Origin of the sequence: Sphaerimonospora thailandensis (assembly GCF_016863115.1) — a bacterium.
In the GTDB taxonomy this organism is placed as follows: domain Bacteria; phylum Actinomycetota; class Actinomycetes; order Streptosporangiales; family Streptosporangiaceae; genus Sphaerimonospora; species Sphaerimonospora cavernae.
Map to the genome: position 1 here is coordinate 1 of NZ_BOOG01000068.1, position 16,599 is coordinate 16,599.

The 16,599-nt window shown below is 68.0% G+C and carries 21 protein-coding genes; 6 read left to right on the forward strand and 15 right to left on the reverse strand.

Features of this window, described 5'->3' with window-relative positions; all coding sequences use genetic code 11:
• The 13 genes from Mth01_RS26145 to Mth01_RS26205 form a co-directional block, all read right to left on the reverse strand.
• The coding region (locus tag Mth01_RS26145) for a hypothetical protein (protein ID WP_204018616.1) at positions 1–186 on the reverse strand (186 nt) is incomplete at its 3' end.
• A gap of 255 nt (positions 187–441) precedes the next feature.
• A complete protein-coding gene (locus tag Mth01_RS26150) occupies positions 442–1,335 on the reverse strand; it encodes an MBL fold metallo-hydrolase (protein ID WP_204018617.1) in 894 nt (297 codons plus the stop codon).
• Positions 1,336–1,400: 65 nt separating this feature from the next.
• A complete protein-coding gene (locus tag Mth01_RS26155) occupies positions 1,401–1,838 on the reverse strand; it encodes an ester cyclase (RefSeq protein ID WP_204018618.1) in 438 nt (145 codons plus the stop codon).
• 120 nt (positions 1,839–1,958) lie between these two features.
• On the reverse strand, positions 1,959–2,591 hold the full coding sequence (locus Mth01_RS26160) for a sensor domain-containing protein (protein ID WP_204018619.1): 633 nt from the start codon (positions 2,589–2,591) through the stop codon (positions 1,959–1,961).
• 24 nt (positions 2,592–2,615) lie between these two features.
• On the reverse strand, positions 2,616–2,981 hold the full coding sequence (locus tag Mth01_RS26165; protein WP_204018620.1) for a response regulator: 366 nt from the start codon (positions 2,979–2,981) through the stop codon (positions 2,616–2,618).
• Between the two features lie 260 nt (positions 2,982–3,241).
• Positions 3,242–3,814 (reverse strand): response regulator, encoded by a 573-nt coding sequence (locus Mth01_RS26170; protein WP_204018621.1) that lies wholly within the window; start codon positions 3,812–3,814, stop codon positions 3,242–3,244.
• Between the two features lie 110 nt (positions 3,815–3,924).
• Entirely contained in the window at positions 3,925–4,332 is a 408-nt protein-coding gene (locus Mth01_RS26175; protein ID WP_204018622.1) for a PIN domain-containing protein, read from the reverse strand.
• On the reverse strand, positions 4,317–4,655 hold the full coding sequence (locus Mth01_RS26180) for a type II toxin-antitoxin system Phd/YefM family antitoxin (protein ID WP_239090019.1): 339 nt from the start codon (positions 4,653–4,655) through the stop codon (positions 4,317–4,319). Before Mth01_RS26180 ends, Mth01_RS26175 begins: the two co-directional genes overlap by 16 nt.
• 50 nt (positions 4,656–4,705) lie before the next feature.
• Positions 4,706–5,815 carry a tryptophan--tRNA ligase gene (gene trpS / locus Mth01_RS26185; protein ID WP_204018623.1) on the reverse strand — a complete coding sequence of 370 codons (1,110 nt, stop codon included), beginning with the start codon at positions 5,813–5,815 and terminating at the stop codon, positions 4,706–4,708.
• A gap of 198 nt (positions 5,816–6,013) precedes the next feature.
• Complete coding sequence (locus tag Mth01_RS26190; protein ID WP_204018624.1) at positions 6,014–6,619, reverse strand: hypothetical protein; 606 nt, start codon at positions 6,617–6,619, stop codon at positions 6,014–6,016.
• Positions 6,620–6,713: 94 nt separating this feature from the next.
• Complete coding sequence (locus tag Mth01_RS26195) at positions 6,714–6,914, reverse strand: hypothetical protein (protein ID WP_204018625.1); 201 nt, start codon at positions 6,912–6,914, stop codon at positions 6,714–6,716.
• A 226-nt stretch (positions 6,915–7,140) separates the two neighbouring features.
• Entirely contained in the window at positions 7,141–8,430 is a 1,290-nt protein-coding gene (locus tag Mth01_RS26200; RefSeq protein WP_204018626.1) for an MFS transporter, read from the reverse strand.
• 92 nt (positions 8,431–8,522) lie between these two features.
• Positions 8,523–9,785, reverse strand: coding sequence for an MFS transporter (locus Mth01_RS26205; RefSeq protein ID WP_204018627.1), 1,263 nt, complete (start codon positions 9,783–9,785; stop codon positions 8,523–8,525).
• A 469-nt stretch (positions 9,786–10,254) separates the two neighbouring features.
• Between Mth01_RS26205 and Mth01_RS26210 the strand changes: the two genes are divergently transcribed.
• The 4 genes from Mth01_RS26210 to Mth01_RS26225 all read left to right on the forward strand — a co-directional run bounded on the left by Mth01_RS26210 (position 10,255) and on the right by Mth01_RS26225 (position 13,678).
• On the forward strand, positions 10,255–11,433 hold the full coding sequence (locus Mth01_RS26210) for a PP2C family protein-serine/threonine phosphatase (RefSeq protein ID WP_204018628.1): 1,179 nt from the start codon (positions 10,255–10,257) through the stop codon (positions 11,431–11,433).
• Entirely contained in the window at positions 11,433–11,813 is a 381-nt protein-coding gene (locus tag Mth01_RS26215) for an STAS domain-containing protein (RefSeq protein WP_204018629.1), read from the forward strand. Before Mth01_RS26210 ends, Mth01_RS26215 begins: the two co-directional genes overlap by 1 nt.
• 105 nt (positions 11,814–11,918) lie before the next feature.
• Positions 11,919–12,509 (forward strand): hypothetical protein, encoded by a 591-nt coding sequence (locus Mth01_RS26220; RefSeq protein WP_204018630.1) that lies wholly within the window; start codon positions 11,919–11,921, stop codon positions 12,507–12,509.
• Positions 12,506–13,678 (forward strand): zinc-dependent alcohol dehydrogenase, encoded by a 1,173-nt coding sequence (locus tag Mth01_RS26225; protein ID WP_204018631.1) that lies wholly within the window; start codon positions 12,506–12,508, stop codon positions 13,676–13,678. Before Mth01_RS26220 ends, Mth01_RS26225 begins: the two co-directional genes overlap by 4 nt.
• Positions 13,679–13,751: 73 nt before the next feature.
• Here the strand turns inward: Mth01_RS26225 and Mth01_RS26230 are convergent, their stop codons facing one another.
• Both Mth01_RS26230 and Mth01_RS26235 read right to left on the reverse strand, forming a co-directional pair.
• Complete coding sequence (locus Mth01_RS26230; RefSeq protein WP_204018632.1) at positions 13,752–13,889, reverse strand: hypothetical protein; 138 nt, start codon at positions 13,887–13,889, stop codon at positions 13,752–13,754.
• 434 nt (positions 13,890–14,323) lie between these two features.
• Positions 14,324–14,824 carry a hypothetical protein gene (locus Mth01_RS26235; RefSeq protein WP_204018633.1) on the reverse strand — a complete coding sequence of 167 codons (501 nt, stop codon included), beginning with the start codon at positions 14,822–14,824 and terminating at the stop codon, positions 14,324–14,326.
• Positions 14,825–14,962: 138 nt separating this feature from the next.
• On the opposite strand from Mth01_RS26235, the gene Mth01_RS26240 reads away from it, so the two are divergent.
• Both Mth01_RS26240 and Mth01_RS26245 read left to right on the forward strand, forming a co-directional pair.
• Positions 14,963–15,493, forward strand: coding sequence for a peptidylprolyl isomerase (locus Mth01_RS26240; RefSeq protein WP_239090020.1), 531 nt, complete (start codon positions 14,963–14,965; stop codon positions 15,491–15,493).
• 187 nt (positions 15,494–15,680) lie between these two features.
• Entirely contained in the window at positions 15,681–16,565 is an 885-nt protein-coding gene (locus Mth01_RS26245) for a rhomboid family intramembrane serine protease (protein ID WP_204018635.1), read from the forward strand.
• Positions 16,566–16,599: the final 34 nt, after the last annotated feature.

Consider the following 16,599-nt stretch of genomic DNA (forward strand, 5'->3'; position numbering starts at 1 on the left):
ACTCTTGCTCTGCTGGGCGTTCGGCGGAGCGAACGCCGGCGGCGTGGGCTCCTGGGCCCGGGCGGCCGCTGTATCGGCCGCCATGGTGGGCGCCGCCGAGGCGGCGGTAACCGCCGTCAGCGAGGTCGTGGTCATGGTGACCGCCGCGAGCACTGCGACGACCCCTGACCTCTTCCTGGGATTCACTCTTGGTGACTCCTCTGCATGGGGGGTGAAAAGTCCGAAAGAACGGACCGGACCCCAAGCTGACACCAAGAGCGCCTACGGAATACCCTCCAATTTTCTATAACTTAGAGATATAGATCGATCTCAGAAAAAGCCCCATTGAACACGAAACCAGGCGTCAAGGATTGACGCCTGGTATGTATCACCCGCTATGCCCGACGATCACGACGGGAAGCCGGGACCTCACCCTGGCCATCGCCCTGGCCAGAGCGCGCCTCAGAAGGCGCGTGGGAGATGCCCGAGACCGGGCCGGCGCACCGGGAGCGAGTAGGTCTCACCGCGCATCAGGTAGTGCACGAGGTGGGACAGCCCCAACCGCCGGACGTTCCGCTGGAGATCCGTGAGCGAGGAGGTGAACGCCTCGTAGTCGTCATAGTGAACGGTCAGCGCGGTGAACGGATTGATCAGCCGGAGCCACTCGGCGCCCTGAACGCCGTCCATCGTGACCAGCATGCCGAGGACGCGGGTGCCGCCGAGGTGCACGATGCCCACGTCGATGTCCGGGAAGCGCCGCGGGATCTCCGACAGGCACGGGTGCATGATCGTGTCGCCGCTTATGTGGAGGCGCAGGTCCGTTCGTCCCCCGCCATCGGGCCCTCCGCTCCGCCCCCTTCCGTCACCACTGAGGTCACCGCTGAAGTCACCGCTGAAGTCGAGCACACTGCCCATGACCGGTGGCAGGAGTCGGCACGCGGGGCCCGGGGCGTGCCTGGCCGGGGTGGCGATGATCTTCAGCTGCCGGTCTCCCCGGTGCACGCGGTGCTCCTGCCAGGTGTCCAGGCCGACGGCTCGATGGAATCCCTGGCGCCGCAGCCGCCGGGCCGCGTGGTGGGTGGTGACGATCGGCAGGTCCTTGTCCAGGCCGTCCCGGGCCACATCGTCCCAGTGATCGCCGTGCATATGAGACAGGACGACCAGGTCGATCGGGGGCAGTTCGTCGATGTCGATGGCCGGGTCGGTACGGCGCCGCGTGCCGAGTCCCCAACCGAGGTGTGCCCGCTGACCGCGGTGGAGGAAGTTGGGGTCGGTCAGCAGGGTGAACCCGTGACAACGGATAATCATCGTGGCGTTTCCGATGAAGAACACGCTCGCGTCTGCCGAATCGGGCATCTCGTCCCCCCTGTCTTCCGACAGAGCTACCCATACCGCTACAAATAACCTCGCCGCTCGTCGAATCACACGAGGTCGCCGGCGAGCTCGAGCGAGAGACCGAGCTGTACGTAGAGCTCAAGCTGATCGAAGTAGTCGCGATACGTGATGACCAGACCATCCTCTACCGCGCAGGCTCCGCACCCCCGGACGGCGATCCTGCGCCCCGTCCCGTCGAGAATCTCCCCCCGCGGCAGCAGGAAGGGACCGGTGTGCGTGCCGGTCATCGTCCATTCCGTGAACATGGGATCTTCGCATGTGACCTTGTGCCACACCGTGATGCCGAGGTCAGGAAATCCCTTGATCAGGTGCTCGAAGTACCAGGCGATCTCTCCGTGGCCCTCGGCGACCCCGATCGGGCTAACGAGGACGGCGTCCGAACTGAAGTGCCGTAAAGCCCGCTCCACATCGTGGTCGTTCAGCGCGCCCAGCACCAGGTCCACGAGATCTCGAACATCGGGCATGTGATCCCCCCTCATGCCTCTATCCAAGCTATCGTGACCCGGCTCCGCCCCCCGTCGTCCGGTGACGGTCTCGAGTCTGTGGACTCGCGGACTCGGCTCCGCGGACTCGGCTCCGCGGACTCAGCCGAGCAGACGCCGCACCAGGAACCCGTCGACGGCCGACAGCGCGCGGACGATGTGCGGCATGAGGAAGGCCAGCGCCAGGCCGGCCACGGTGACGGTCACGCTCACCACGGGGTTCTCACCTCGCAGGTGGGCGGACCCGAGACCGATGGCATCGGGCGGGAGCAGCCAGACCCACAGCTGCGAGGTCGCCGCGGCGATCGCCGAGGCCCACCCCAGCAGGGCCACCGCCGCGTTGACGATGCCGACCGGGAACATGACGAGGGCGTAGAGGCAGCTCTTCCACGCACGGCCACTCGCCGCGACACTGAGCATCTGCCGTACGGACTGCGGGCACACGGCGAGGTCGGCCCGGACCGTGGCGTCGAGGAGAGCACGCGCCCGGGCATGCTCCAACCGGCCGACGAGGGCGGCGCCGTTGAGCGTCAGGACGAGGAGAGCCAGACCCGCCCCGGCGAGGGGCGTCAGAGCCGCCGACAGCGTCAGCAACACGGTGAACCCGAAGAACAGGGCGACGGCGATGGGCAGATCGGCGAGAAGGTGCAGCGTCGCCTTCCACGTTCTGCCGCTCATCACCGTCCACTCGTCCCACTCATCGTCGACGACGTAATCGGCGGCTGCGGTGCTCAATGTCTCTCCTACTGGAGGATGCCTTCACTGGTCCCTCGGTTGGCCGCGGGCCTTGTTCAATGCCCGCAGGATGTCCTCCGGACTGCCGTTCTTCTCGACGTAGTCGGCCGCACCGGCGGCGAGCGCCGGTTCCCGGCTCGATCCGTCGATGCTCAACGCGACAACGTGATGGCCCGGCGACAGGCTCCTGATCAGGGCGATGCCGTCCTCACGTCTGGGCAGGAGCACGTCGACGATGACGACATCGACCTGATGAGCCGCCAGCACGGCGGTGGCCTCGCGCGTCGAGGCCACCGCGGCTACGACCTCGACGTCGGGGATCCCCGCGAGCAGCGTGGTCAGGGCCGCCCGCACCCGTGAATCGTCATCGACGAGCAGGATCGAAATCATCTGAGTGTCTCCCGTGTGCCGGCCCGGACGCGTGTGACCCGCGCCGACGGCTCCCCCGATCGGTCGACATGACGGTCGCCTTCCCCCCTTGGACGCTGGTTCGAGTTCTGAGGTTGGTTCGAGTTCTGAGGTTGTTTGGAGTGCTGAGGTTGTTTGGAGTGCTGGGCACGGCCGCGACGAGCGCGGTGCCCCCGGTAGCCGGCTGCTGTCATGAACCACTCTCGTGCATCGACGGCCCGTACGGATCGGCCCGACTGCCGTCAGCCCCTCGGCACTCCGGCCGCTCGGCCCCCGGCCGAATGACGTACGGCCGGAACGCGTACGCGAACCGTCGTGCCCACCCCCGGACTGCTGACGATCTCCAGTCTTCCACGCCGGAGTGAGCGCAGCGAGGCCGTGAGCGCCTTGGCCGCCGCGGGGTCGAGATGCACCTCACCGCGATGGGCGGCCCGGATGGCGTCGGCGACGTCCTCTGCGTCCGCGTCCTTGAGGAGATAACCTGCCGCGCCCGCCTCGAGCGCGGCCCGGATCTTGCTCTCCTCGAGGAAACTGGTCACGGCGACGACTTCCACATCCGGCCAGCGACGCTTGATCTCCGCGGTGGCCGTGATGCCGTCCATGTCGGGCATGAGCACATCCATGAGCACCACGTCCGGCAGCCCGTCCCGGTTCTCCATGACGGCCAGCTCATCGAGGGCGCGCCTGCCGTTGGAGGCCTGCCCGACCACCCGTATGCCCGGCTCGGTCTCCAGATAGGCGGCGAGTCCCACTCGCACGATGGCGTGGTCGTCCACCAGGAAGACCGTTATCTCCGCCTCAGCCTGTTCCGGCATACACCGCTCCTCGAGGGTCTTACCGGATAAAGCGTGCCACACAGCCAGGATCTACGTCATCCACCCCGGTGTCCCCAATATGGAGCATCCGTACCAGTGCTCGTCGATGCTCAGCGGGGCACGACCTGCGCCCGCACACCCGGTAGATCGTCGAAAGCAGCGGACGCGTCCATCGTGATCACGATTCGTGCCGTGGCAGCGGCGGTCGCGGCGATCAGTAGATCGTACGCTCCCCGTGTCTTACCCAGGCGCCGGACGTGCGCCATCAGACGAGCGTGGACTCTGGCGACATCTGTCGTGTACTCCTCAACGGGAATGAGTGCGAGAACCTCGTCCACGAACGCCTGGCGCTGTGGACGACGAACCTCGTCCGCCATTTCTACGCCGACAAGCAGTTCCGCCACCGTTATGGCCGCGATCGCCACGTCATCGGCGTCTCCGATCACCTCGTCCAACGAGCCTCTGCCGCGTTCCGCGGCCATGAGCACCCCGGTGTCCAGGATCAGGCGTCGGGCCACGCATCCCTCATCTCATCGTCGGTCGCATCCCGCGCTGCCGCGACATCGGACTCGAAGTCGGCGTCCAACGACCCCGCGCTCCTGGCCAGGAAGGCCTTCACCATGCGGCCCGGCGCCGTGGGGGCGGGACCGATCACCGCGATCCGTCGTCCGCCACGGGTGACCACGATCGTCTCTCCTCGCTCGGCCTCATCGAGAACAACCGCGAAACTACGAGAGGCCTCGGTTGCAGTCATCACCTTCACAGCAATCAGATTATCTGATAAGCCGAGCGTAGCGCGATACCGCGCTCCGCCATTGGTTGCGGCATCCAGGCCCTCCACGCGGTCGGGCTCCGCCTGGCCGCCCTCATCGCCGTCCGTCCCCTGCCGTTTCAATAGGCGGTGCTCATCGCGGCGCGGGCCTCGTCGAGGGTGGTCTCGGCGATGGCGTTGGCCCGCTCGTTGCCGTCGCGCAGGACCTGGCGGACATAGCCGCGGTCTTCGGCGAGTTGCGTACGGCGGAGCCGTACCGGCGCCAGGTATTCGTTGACGGCCTCGGTGACCAGGCTTTTCAGGGCGGCGGCTCCCCGGCCGCCGATGTCCTGGGCGACCAGATGAGGATCACGGCCGAGACACAGTGCGGCCAGCAGGACCAGGCTGGAGACCTCGGGGCGGGTGGCGGGCTCGTAGGTGATGTGCCGGCCCGGGTCGGTCTTTGCGCCGCGGATCAGCCTGGCCGTCTCGTCCGCGCTCGCCGCCAAGGTGATGGCGTTGCCTCGGCTCTTGCTCATCTTGGCGCCGTCGGTGCCCAGCAGCAGCGGAGCGGCCGACAACAGGGCCTCGGGCACGGGGAACAGTGTGGCCCCGCCGTCGCCGTACCGCCTGTTGAAGCGGCGGGCGATGGTGCGGGTGACCTCCAGGTGCGGCAACTGATCCTGGCCGACGGGAACCAGGTTCGCCTTGCAGAAGAGGATGTCGGCCGCCTGGTGCACCGGGTAGGTGAACATCAGCCCGCTGACGGAGGACTGGCGGGATTGGGAGATCTCTTCCTTGACCGTGGGATTGCGGTTCAACTCCGCGACCGAGATCAGGCTGAGGAACGGCACGAGCAACTGGTTCAGCGCCGGGATCGCGCTGTGGGCGAAAATCGTCGATCGGTCCGGGTCGATGCCGATCGCCAGGTAGTCCAGCACCAGGTCCGCCACGTGCTCGGTGAGCCGGTCGGCGACGTCGCGATCGGTGAGGACCTGGTAGTCCGCGATGACCACCATGGTCTCCACCCCCAGTTCCTGCAGGCGCACCCGGTTGTGGAGAGTGCCGAAGTAGTGCCCGAGATGCAGCCGCCCGGTCGGACGGTCCCCGGTCAGCACCCGGAAGCGCCCGGGGTCCTTGCGGATCGATTCCTCCAGTACGGCACTGCGGCGCCGGGCGGCGGGCACTCCGAGTTCTTCCGCGGAAACCGAAACATCGGCTGCGGTGGTGGCATCGAGATGAGTGGTCATCCGGCTCTCCTGTTCGTCAAGTGGTCTGCCGTCTCAGATGGCGACCCCCTTGACCGGGGAGAACACGAAGGGCCGTCCATCCGAACGGCCCGATCATGTACGCGTGTGAGATGGCCGCTCCTAGAAGGAGCGCCACCAGTTCAGACACAGCGCACGGTTCATGCGATCAGCATAACGTCATCGCGGCGAACTTGTCCCTCACGGGCGCCGCTGGCGGGGTAGGTGTACGCGGTCGTCGCTGCGAATGACCTGATAGCCCTCTTCCTCCAGGTAGCCGATAGCGGTCGTCATGTCCCGACGAATCGCCGCTTTCAGTTGCATCTCATGAAACCTGCTGCGCCCCGGTTCGATGGCCCGTTGCCAGCCGGGCTTGCCGGGCACGATGCCCTCAATGACGAGAAACTCGACGACGTCTTCCAGACACCAGCGGAACCGGCGGTGACCTGCGGGAAAGTGAAGCCGCTGAAGGCCGCGTTCGAGGAGATCGCCACCCCACATCCGCAGCACCGGCGAATCGCCGTACACCTGGATGTGCGCCTCCGGATAGCCGTCGGCCTTGTCGCGCTCATAGTCGAAGTGGCACAGGCAAAATTTCCCGTCCGGGTCCCCATAGATCGCAATGAAGGAGGACAGGACGGTGAGATATTCGCCTTCAGGGTCGTAGCAGAACCGGAAGGACAGCTCCATCCACGCGCGTACCGGACTCCCCACGCCGACGCGGAGCGGGAAGGGCTCACCGGCGAGGCCGGTCCTGCTCAGACCTCTCCCGACGATGACTTCGTTGCGCCGCCTGGGTGAGGCCATCGCGGAAATCTTGACGTTGTCGCAGACGCTGGTGTTGAGGGTGCGCTGAACGTGCTCGCAGAACTTGCGGGCTTCCTGGTGGATCTTCCGAGCGTCAGTATTCGCGGACGAGGAGCCAGACCTTGCGGTGCCTGAGGGAGTCGAACCGGCGTTCTTTAGCCTGTCGTGCCAACTCGTCATAGGTGACCCCGAGTTCCTCGAGCATCCGCCGCGTCGCGGCTTCGTACTCCTCGGCCGTCAACTCGATGACCTCCACATCGGGCTGCTCGTGTGCCACCCGCTGGAGCAGTGCCATGACGACTTCCCTTCCGGTGCTCGACAAGCCGCCCGAATCCGTGTTTTACCGCCAAACTGACCTCGACCTACCAGGAACCAGTCTCACCCACGGTCCCCTAGAGATCACTCTAAGTGTTTCCCGCGGCAGGCCAACCCTACGCCAGAGTGTTGCGGATCGTTGGGTAACAACTCAATGAAGCTGGAGCCCCGCCCACGGGAGTCCTGCCGACCACGCATCGGCGAACTCAGCGGGGCACGGCCCGCTCCGTCGTCGCGTCGTACCGTCTGAACGCGGTGACCGCGAACCCCGTCACCAGCACGAGGACGGCGCAGACCAGGCCGCCGCCCGCCCAGGCGGGAACCAGCCCGAACGCGCTCGCGCTCGCCCCCGCCCGCAGGTCTCCGAGGCGGGGTCCCCCCGCCACCACCACCATGAACGCTCCCTGCATGCGTCCGCGTAACTCGTCGGGGGCGTACGTCTGCAGGATCGTCTGACGCCACACGGCCGAGGCCAGGTCGGCAGCACCGCCCATCGCGAGCAGGACCACCATCAGCCACAGCGACTCGGCGAACGCCGCCGCCGACACCGTGACTCCCCAGAACGCGATCACGAGCGTCAGCGCCACGCCCTGCCTGCGGACTCGGCCGACCCAGCCGGAGAACAGGCCCGCCACGACCGACCCGATCGGGATGGCGGCGGAAAGCCAGCCGAAGGCGACCGCCGACCCGGCGAATCCCTCCGCCGCCATCTCCGATCCGGCGAATCTCTCCACAGCCATCTCGGGGAACAGCGCCCTCGGCATCGCGAACGCCATGGCGATGATGTCCACCACGAACGACATCAGCACGATCGGCTTGGTGGCGATGTAACTGAGGCCCTCGAACACCGACCGCAGGCCCGGCCGGGAGATCTCGCCCAGCGGAGCCAGCCGCGGCAGCCGTACGGCGGCGTAGAATCCGGCGCCGAACAGGATCGCGTCGATCAGATAGGCCGTGGCGTACCCGCCTTTCGCGAGCACGACCCCCGCCAGCAGCGGCCCGAGGACCGAGCCGATGCTGCTCACCAGGAAGTTCAGCGTGTTGGCCGCGGCCACCCGCTCGGGCGGGACGAGCCGGGGAATGATCGCGCCACGGGTCGCCGAGGAGATCGCGAACCCGATCGACTGCACGGCTACGGCGGCGAGGATGAAGTAGCCGTTCCCCATCCCGGACCAGGCGTGGAACAGCAGGGCGAACGTCGCGATCCAGGCCACCGTCGACCCGACGAGCAGCAGTCGGCGGCGGTCGACCGCGTCGGCGACGGCGCCGCCCCACAGCCCGAAGACGACCAGGGGAACGAGGCTGACCGGGCCGATGAAGCCCACCCAGAGCGACGAACCGGTGATCTCGAACATCTGCCCGCTGACCGCCACGGCGGTCAACTGAAAGCCGATGAACGACACACCCTGCCCCAACAGCAGCCGTCGGTACGCCGGAACGCGCAGCGGCCGGGTGTCGAGAGCGAGCCGTTTCAGGCCTGATCGGACCCCGGCCATCCCACCTCCTCGTTTTCGGGCGGCAACATTACCCGCCCGAATCAGTTGCCTTCGCCGGAGGTGTCCCCCGGGATGGTCATAAAGGCTCTTGATCAGCCGACCACCTGGGACGGCGATGGAGCGGTGGCCTCGACCGGGGCCCGCAGCCTGCGAACACCGGGGAAGAGCAGCGCGGCGAGCGAGGCGAGCACGACGATCACCGCACAGCCGATCAGCGCGGGCCGCGGGCCGAGCGCGATCGCGACCGGCCCGGCCACCAGCAGCCCGATCGGTCCGAACATCAGGGATCCGAGCGCGTCGTAGGAACTCACCCGCGACAGGGACTCGGCCGGGATCTCCCGCTGCATCGTGGTGCTCCACAGCACACCGAAGATGTCGAAGCAGACCCCCATCACGACCGCGCCGAGGACCACGGTCCACAGCGGCGCGGCCACGCCGAGCAGCAGGTACGGCAGAGCGGTGGGCAGGGTGAGGAGCGTCGCGACCAGGATGGGGCGCCGGGGCCGCAACCGGAGCGTGAAAACGACTCCGACGATCATGCCGACGGCCTCCCCCGTCAGGACGGCCGCCCAGGCCGGCGCCCCGCCCAGGTGCTGCTTGGCGACCAGCGGGCCCAGCACGCCGTGCGCCGCCTCAACCGCCATCAGCAGGATCGAGAACTGCGCGACCACCACCCACAGCCACTGCCGGGAGACGAACTCGCGCCAGCCGTCGCGCAGGTCGGCCAGCACCGACCGCCCGGCGTCGCCGGAGCGCTCCGACGGAGTGAGACGCAGGAGCGTGATCAGCAGGCCCGCCCCGGCGAACATCACGCCGCTGGCCGCCAGCGCCCAGCCGCCGCCGAGCAGTACGACAGCGGCCCCGCTGAGGACGAGGCCGGCGACCCGGGAGATGTTGGCACCGAGGCCCAGCAGGGCGTTGGCGGTCTGCAACCGGTCGGCGGGGATGACGTCGGGGATGATGCCGGTGAGCGCGGGATACATGACGGCGCTGGCCACGCCGCTGACCGCGCTGGCCGACACCAGGGCCGGGAGCGGCGTCCACCCGGTGAGCATCATCCCGGCCAGGCAGAAGTACGCGATCGCGTTGAATGTCTCACCCGCCATCATCACGCGGTGGCGCGGCATCCGGTCCGCGATCACACCACCGATGAGCATGAAGCCCACCATCGGCAGGGCCTGCGCCGCGAGGACCACCGACAGCGTCGTCGCCGATGCCCCCGGCAGCGCGAGGACGCCGAATGCGAGCGCCACCGGGGCGAAGGCGCTGCCCAGCACCGACACGGTCCGGGCCGAGAGCAGCAACGCGAAGCGCCGCTCCCGGAGCATGCCGAGATCACGACGGAGATTGGGCACGGCCGATCCTCGCTTGAGGCGGAAGCGAACGGTCCATGCTCTCCTCCGCCGGGGCACGCTGTCACCTGATTAAGCCTGATTAAGGCGCAGGTGCCCGCCGCCTGGTTTCGGACCCGCCTCCACTGGGCAGCGGAAGATCGGCCGCCGGGTGTCGTCCGTAGGTGAGACGCTTGGCGACAGGCCTTGTGTTCGGTGTGCCGGGGTCCGGTATCGGGTGGTGGCGTGGACGCTTATAGTTCTCAACTGGAGTGCCTGACTTTCATCAGCGTGAGTGACACTCCGGGGTAGGTGAGGAGGAATGTCCTCTTTCTGCTCTGGGCCTGCTTTGGACCGGCTCCGCACCGGCTCGACGGCGGCACCGCGCCCTGGGGACGCGTCCCGCGGAGGGCTTGGGGTCGCGTCCCGCGGAGGGTGGCAGGCGGTTCAAGTGGGTGGAGGTGACGACATTTCGCGCTCGACTCCCATCGCGGTGTCATCCGGTGGTGTCGACCCGTCTCGGGATTCCGATCTCGCCAGGCGCCTCGAGACCCGGCTGGCCCACACCGAGCGCCTGGGCAATCTCGGCTGGGCCCGCTGGGGCATCGGCGACGGCGACGCCGACTGGTCCGACCAGCTCTACGTGATCCACCGGATGGACCCGGCCGACGGACCGCTCGACCTGGAGCGATACCGGACGATCGTTCATCGTGACGACCTGCCGGTCTTCGACGACGCCATGGCGGTCCTGGAGGAGGAGGACGGGCCGCACGAGTTCGAGTTCCGGATCCGTGCCGGCGGCGCCGCACGCCTGATAGTCGCCAGGGCGGAGACGATTCGGGACGCCGCCGGCAGCCTGGTCGAGGTGCACGCGGTCCTCCAGGACATCACGGACTGGCGGCGGACCGCCGACCAACTCGCCGTGGTCAGCCAACGGCTGGAGGAGGAGTCGCAGCTCACAGCCCGTCTCCAGGACATCATCCTGCCCGTGCAGGATGAGCCGTTCACCGTGCCCGGCCTGCGGGTCGCCACGCGCTACGACCCGGCCGAGACGGCTCCGCTCGGCGGCGACTGGTTCCAGGCGATCCGCATGGACAACGACGAGGCGCTGCTCGCCGTGGGCGACGTCGCCGGACACGGACTCGCCGCCGCCTCAGCCATGGCCAAACTTCGTCACGCGATAACCGGACTGGCCTTCGCGCACCACGAACCGGACCAGATCCTGGTGGCGCTGAACCGGTTGCTGCGCCGGATGCGTCCCGACGTGCTGGCCACGGCCGTCGTCGCCCATTACCGGAGCACGGATCGGGTGCTGACCTGGTGTCACGCCGGGCACCCCCCGATGCTGCTGGTCCGGGGGGACGGGGTGGAGCGTCTCCATCATCCCGGCGTGCTGCTCGGCGTCTTCGAGGACGTCGAGTACACCTGCGCGAGCATCCGGCTCGAGCCGGACGACCTCCTGTTGATGTTCACCGACGGCCTCATCGAACGTCCCGGCCGCGACCTCTTCGAGGGGTTGGACGCCCTGAGCGCCACCATCACCCAGACAGTGCGGGCGGCACCGCGTGACCGGTTGTCTGCGATCATGAACGGCCTGGTGCCCAGCAACACCAGCGACGACACCTGCATTCTGGTCGCCCGCGTTACACCGAACACCCTGGAAGTGTCTTGATGCCAGATCCTCACATCTCGACCGCCAAGACGAAGTTCGCCGCAGAACGCGACGGCGACATCGGAGTGCTGACGATCCAGGGCACTCTCGACTACACCACGCACAACCTGGTCGCCGAATTCTTCGGCCGAGCGTTCGCCGAGTACGGCCCGAGCCTCGTCGTCGATCTGCTGGACATCGACTTCCTCGACTCCAGGGCGACCGGGCTGCTCATCGCCTGCTGGAAACGCGCGGCGGACGAGGGCGGCAGGTTGTCGCTGGTGGCGCTGGAGCGGGGAGCGACCCGAGTCCTGTGGATAGCGGGGCTGACGGCGCACATCCCGGTCTTCTCCACGAGGGAGGAGGCGCTGGCGAGCGCCCGGTACCCCGACCACAGTTGAGGGACGGCACGCGTACGGCACAGGCCGCGCATATGAGACCGCCAAGGTAGTGCCGAGTCCCTGCGGGTAGTCCTCCCAGAAAGCTGTCCGGGTTGGGGGGAAGTCATGAAACGTGTCCTTTTCGGCGCGGCGACCCTGCTGGGCACCGGAGCGGCGGTGGCGCGGTGGCTCGCGGCACGAGGCCGCGCGCCAGTCGTGACCAAGGACCCGAAGGAGTCACTGCGCTGGCTGGGGGTCACGATCAACCTCCCGCGTGAGGAGGTCATGCCGGACGGCGTGCCGCCGCGGCCGCTGTCCCGGCTCGACGTCGAGGTGCGGGCGGAGCAGGCCCCCGGGGATCGGGGCACCGAGCTCTACGCCCGGCCCCGCCGTGCCGTACCGACCGGCCCCATGGCCATCCTGGGCCGTCTGCGCGGGACGGATCCCCGGCAGGAAGTGCGCAAGGCGCTTCGCGACGCGAAGTCCATCCTCGAAACCGGAGAGGTGCTCCGCCCCGAGCCGGAACCCGCCGGCATCCATGGCGAACCCTCCGCCATCCAGAAGACGAAGACCGCGCTGACCGCGCCGAAGTCACGGGCGGCGAGCATCGCCCAGCCCGTACGGGCCGACCGGTCCGGAGAGCGTCGTCAGCCCGGCCTGCGCGACAGGGTCCTCGCGCTGGCGGCCCGACGAGCACCCGGGGAGGGACGACTGTGAAGGCACTGTGCTGGCAGGGCGTCGACGAACTCACGGTCGAGCAGGTGCCCGACCCGCGGATCCTGAACGCCCAGGACGCGATCATCAAGGTCATCGCGAGCACCACGTGCGGCTCCGACCTGCATCTGCTCGGTGGCTACATCCCGATGATGAAGTCGGGAGACGTCATCGGGCACGAGTTCCTCGGCGAGGTGGTCGAGGTCGGCTCCGAAGTACGCCGGCGCAGGCCCGGGGAGCGCGTCGTGGTGTGCTCGATCATCGGATGCGGCCGGTGCTGGCCGTGCCGGCACGACATGTGGTCGCTGTGCGAGAACAGCAATCCCACGTCCGGCATCACCGATCTCCTCTGGGGCGGCTCGACCGCCGGGATATACGGCTACTCCCATGCGATGGGCGGCTTCCGGGGCAGTCACGCCGAGTACATCCGGGTTCCCTTCGCGGACCACAACGCCTTCCCGGTGCCCGACGACGTCGAGGACATGGACGCGTTGTTCGCCTCCGACGCCGTGCCGACCGGCTGGATGGGCGCCGATCTCGGCGGTGTACGGCCCGGCGACGTGGTGGCGGTCTGGGGCTGCGGCGCGGTCGGTCAGATGGCCGCGCGTGCCGCCGTACTGCTCGGCGCCGAGCGGGTCATCGCGATCGACCGCTACCCGGAGCGCCTGCGCATGGTGGAACGGCAGGCCGACTGCGAAGCGATCGACTACACGGCGACCGACGTCGACGCGGAGCTGCGTGAACGCACGGGCGGCCGGGGACCGGACGTCTGCATCGAGGCCGTCGGCCTGGAGGCGGACAGCGCCGGGCCGATGCGGGTCTACGACGAGGTCAAACAGCAGCTCCATCTGGAGCAGGACCGGCCCATCGCGGTACGGGAGGCCATCCACGCCTGCCGCAAGGGCGGGTCCGTCTTCGTGCTGGGAGTCTTCACCGGCTTCGTCGACAAGTTCCCGCTCGGCGCGCTGATGAACAAGGGGCTGACGCTGCGCGGAGCGCAGCAGCACGGGCAGCGGTACATCCCCATGCTGCTCGACCGGATCTCCAAGGGAGAGCTCAAACCCGCCCAGATGGCGACGCACACGATGACGCTGGACGACGGGCCCAGGGGCTACGACATGTTCAAGCACAAGAAGGACGGGTGCGTGCGGGTGGTGTTCCGGCCCTCCTGATCTCAAGAAGCCGGCTCTCAGAAGCCTGATCTCAGAAAGGTCGACTCTCAGAAGGGCCGGCCACCCCGCTCAGTCAGCGGGATGGCCGGTCCGGCCGACCACTCGACGGGACGGCTGGGGCGGCCAGCCGTTCCGCCTCTTCATGCAGTGCCTCGATCAGGAGGAACTCCAGCCGGAACTCCTCGTCCACGAGGCTGTCCAGGACGTCCATCCGGGCCTCCCTGTTCCAAGACGTCCGGTACCGCGCAGCGGTTCACTCCCCAAAAGGGGGAAATTCGGGTAATTCGCTAACAAGTCAACGCGCACGGCGAGTGCGGTCACCAGACCCGGACACCCACCGTTACAAGCCGTGTCAGGAAAGATATCAAAGAGCAATAAGAGGCAGCCAGGGCCGACGTCCTGGCTGAACCGGCTACGGACGGCCGCGCCACCCGGCGGCCGACCGTCTCACCTCGCTCCGAGATGCTCGATCGGCCGGCGACACCGGATGGGTCCGTACGCTGTCCAAACGTTGACCGGGATCGAGGCCGCGGAGTGGAAGGGAGCGGGGACCGACCGCAGCGAAGGCCAGCGAAGCGGGCTTCGCGAGGACCGCAGCTTCCTTCCAGCGCAGTGACCCACCCGGCCGAGGCTCGTGAACCAGGACTAGGACATCTTTCCCTTGATGTCGTCGGTGGCTCTGCCGGCCTTGTCGCGAGTCTCCTGGGCCTTGTCCCCAACCCATTTGCCGGCGTCCGAGGCGGTGTCCCGCACACTCTCGCGCATGGTGTCGGTCCAGCGCTGGGCGTTGTTGCGATACATCATCACGCCGATCGCACCGATCGCCGCACCCGTGCACAGCGCGGCGACCGGCCAGCGCCGCCGGGTCTTCCTCGCCGCCGACACATCGATGCGCCTGGCCATCTCGGCGAGGAAGGCGCTCACGATGGGGGCGATCTGTTCCTCCACCGACTGGGCGGCCTGGTCGAGCTTCGGCGCCGCCCACAGCCGGGCGTCCTCGATGCGGTTCACCGCCACGTCACGCGCGCTGCCCGCCATCGGGGGCATCCGGACGCCGGCCCTCCTGGCCTGGGTCTTCATCCGGCCCAGCCACGTCTGCGGAACCAACACCTCGACGCCGCGCCCTTTCCTCATTGTCAGGGACACGATCCACCTCCCCTATAGATGGGCCCCGTGACGACCCCTTCCCGCATGGTCGTCGCTCAATCACGACCGGTGGTCGAAGGCATGCTGGATACCCTGTTAACCAGACAACTAACGCCAAGACATAAGGGGGCGGCCCTCGTGGCTGACAACCTCATCGCGAATCTCCGTACCAATCACGGCACGATCCGCGTCCAACTGTTCCCGAACAAAGCACCGAAAACCGTACGCAACTTCGTCGAACTCGCCGAGGGCACCCGGGAGTGGACTCATCCGGGGACCGGGGCCAAGACCACGGACAAGCTGTACGACGGCACGATCTTCCACCGGGTCATCAACGGCTTCATGATCCAGGGCGGCGACCCGCTGGGGCAGGGCATCGGCGGCCCGGGCTACGACTTCGACGACGAGATCCACCCCGAGAACCAGTTCAACCGGCCCTACCTGCTCGCCATGGCCAACGCCGGCAAGCGGCTCGGCAAGGGCACGAACGGTTCGCAGTTCTTCATCACCGTGTCGCCGACGCCGCACCTCAACCAGGGGCACACGATCTTCGGCGAGGTGGTCGAGGGCACCGAGGTCATCGACGCGATCGCCAAGACCCCGACCGGCAGGAACGACCGCCCGGTCAACGACGTGGTGCTCGAAGCGGTCACGATCGAGCGCTCCTGAGCACGCCTGAACAGCCCTGACTCCGGCCCCGCCCCGGCCGCACCGCCCACACCGTCCACAGGTGGAAACGGCCGGGGCGGCCGGGGCGCCGGCCGCTCGGGGAGCTTCAAAATGCTGTCCGGACTTCTGAAACACGACCTATAGTCTGGCGGGCAGTGGACCCGCATCTCCTCGTTGGAAGGACGCGATGACCGCCCCGCCGCCGAACCCGCCGCCGACACCGCCGAACATGCCCCCTCCCGGGGCGGACGCCGTGCCGACCTGCTATCGGCACCCCGACCGCGAGACCTACGTCCGCTGCCAGCGCTGCGAGCGCCCGATCTGCCCTGACTGCATGCGCGAGGCGGCGGTCGGTCACCAGTGCGTCGAGTGCGTCCGGGAGGGCAACCGCGACGTACGGCGGACGCGGGCGGTCTTCGGCGGCGCCGCCGTCGTCACGCCCCGGGTGACGTGGGCGCTACTGGCCGCCAACGTGCTGGCCTACGGCGCCGAGGTCCTGGCCCGGGACGAGATCCTCAGGAACTTCCAGATGTGGTCGCCCGGCGTCTACTTCTACGACGAGTGGTGGCGCCTGATCACGAGCGCGTTCCTGCACGCGCCGCCGCCGTCGTTCTGGCACATCCTGTTCAACATGTGGGCACTCTTCGTGATCGGCCCGGAGTTGGAGCGGCGGCTGGGCTCGGTACGCTTCGGCGCGCTCTACCTACTGTCCGCCCTGGGCGGATCGGTCGCCGTCTACCTGTTCGGCATAGCGGCCGTCGGGGCCTCCGGCGCGATCTACGGCCTGTTCGGCGCGCTGTTCGTGGTGGCACGCAGGCTCGGCTACGATGCGTGCGGCGTGCTGTGGTTGATCGGCATCAACGTCGTGATCACCTTCATCGTGCCCGGCATCAGCTGGCAGGGCCACCTCGGCGGCCTGGTGGTCGGCACCCTGGTCGCCGCGGCCTTCGCCTACGCGCCCGCGCGGAATCGGACCGCCGTCCAGGTCGGATCGGCGACCGCCGTACTACTCGTCCTGATCATGATCGTCGCCGCGCTGCCACCGTACGCGACCCTGGCCGTCACCGGCTGAAATCAGTGCTGCCCACAGGCTGTGGATAAAGCCT

Coding starts and splice junctions, on each gene's coding strand:
- Mth01_RS26150 (WP_204018617.1), bottom strand. CDS start 1,335: ATGCCCGATTCGGCAGACGCGAGCGTGTTCTTCATCGGAAACGCCACG.
- Mth01_RS26155 (WP_204018618.1), bottom strand. CDS start 1,838: ATGCCCGATGTTCGAGATCTCGTGGACCTGGTGCTGGGCGCGCTGAAC.
- Mth01_RS26165 (WP_204018620.1), bottom strand. CDS start 2,981: ATGATTTCGATCCTGCTCGTCGATGACGATTCACGGGTGCGGGCGGCC.
- Mth01_RS26170 (WP_204018621.1), bottom strand. CDS start 3,814: ATGCCGGAACAGGCTGAGGCGGAGATAACGGTCTTCCTGGTGGACGAC.
- trpS (WP_204018623.1), bottom strand. CDS start 5,815: ATGACCACTCATCTCGATGCCACCACCGCAGCCGATGTTTCGGTTTCC.
- Mth01_RS26190 (WP_204018624.1), bottom strand. CDS start 6,619: ATGGCCTCACCCAGGCGGCGCAACGAAGTCATCGTCGGGAGAGGTCTG.
- Mth01_RS26195 (WP_204018625.1), bottom strand. CDS start 6,914: ATGGCACTGCTCCAGCGGGTGGCACACGAGCAGCCCGATGTGGAGGTC.
- Mth01_RS26200 (WP_204018626.1), bottom strand. CDS start 8,430: ATGGCCGGGGTCCGATCAGGCCTGAAACGGCTCGCTCTCGACACCCGG.
- Mth01_RS26215 (WP_204018629.1), top strand. CDS start 11,433: ATGCCAGATCCTCACATCTCGACCGCCAAGACGAAGTTCGCCGCAGAA.
- Mth01_RS26220 (WP_204018630.1), top strand. CDS start 11,919: ATGAAACGTGTCCTTTTCGGCGCGGCGACCCTGCTGGGCACCGGAGCG.
- Mth01_RS26230 (WP_204018632.1), bottom strand. CDS start 13,889: ATGGACGTCCTGGACAGCCTCGTGGACGAGGAGTTCCGGCTGGAGTTC.
- Mth01_RS26245 (WP_204018635.1), top strand. CDS start 15,681: ATGACCGCCCCGCCGCCGAACCCGCCGCCGACACCGCCGAACATGCCC.